The sequence below is a fragment of the Mesorhizobium ventifaucium genome (genome assembly GCF_935822925.1).
Taxonomy (GTDB): Bacteria; Pseudomonadota; Alphaproteobacteria; order Rhizobiales; family Rhizobiaceae; genus Mesorhizobium; species Mesorhizobium ventifaucium.
In genome coordinates, this window is record NZ_CAKXZS010000059.1 from 9,895 (window position 1) to 10,736 (window position 842).

Sequence of the window (842 nt, forward strand, 5' to 3'; positions counted from 1 at the left end):
TGCCGGCCTCCTTCAGCCGAATCGCCTCTTCGACCGCGATCTCGTCGAACGGGTTCATCGCCATTTTGACGTTGGCGAGTTCCACCGCCGAACCGTCAGCCTTGACACGAACCTTCACATTCGCATCCACAACCCGCTTCACGGGCACAAGGATCTTCATTTGCTTCTCCTATTCGAAGTTCAGAGTATGCTGGCCGACGGGGAGGCCAGCACCCGCCTTTTTCGCCCACTCCCCTTCCTGCATGTCGTAGGTCCACGCTAGGTAGCGCTCTTCGGCGCCAGGGGTTGAGGCGTAGAACAATCCATCCGAATGGAGGAAGAAGTCATCATGTGGAGAAGCCAGACAGCCATGATGACAAATCTGGCAACATGACCGCGTAACTGCACCCTCGTTGCGGCTGCAGCTCTTCGGACAACCATCAATGGCTGGGCGCCTCATGTCAAATCCAGTCTGTCTATCCCTATCATCTGGAAGCGAGATGGACTAGATGGCCGATCCGCCTTGACGGCGCGCAGAATTCGTACGTTGCTGCAAATATGCTCATGCAGCGGCGTCGCTGCTCTCCGTCCCGGTCAGCCCGGCCACCATTGACCAAGCTCGCAGGCCGGAACCGGTGAGCTGCAATCCTTTCACGGCCGGCGCTGTCAACACGCTGGAATTCTGCAGCGCCCCGGCAGCTACGAAGAAGCTGTCGCCTTGCTCAGCTCCTTGGCCGCATCAACACTCTCTGCAAAGTATAGCCTGATAAGTCGTGATCTGGTGCAAGCGCTAGACACGGGGGGGTACACCCGCGACGTTAAGAGTGGGGAAAATAACCTTTAGAGCATCGGACGTTCAAGTG

At 57.5% G+C, this 842-nt stretch carries 1 pseudogene; it reads right to left on the reverse strand.

Going from position 1 to position 842, the window contains the following annotated elements:
- Positions 1-160 (reverse strand): annotated as a pseudogene (locus NMG70_RS33425) (electron transfer flavoprotein subunit beta/FixA family protein); the annotation flags it as partial.
- Positions 161-842: the final 682 nt, after the last annotated feature.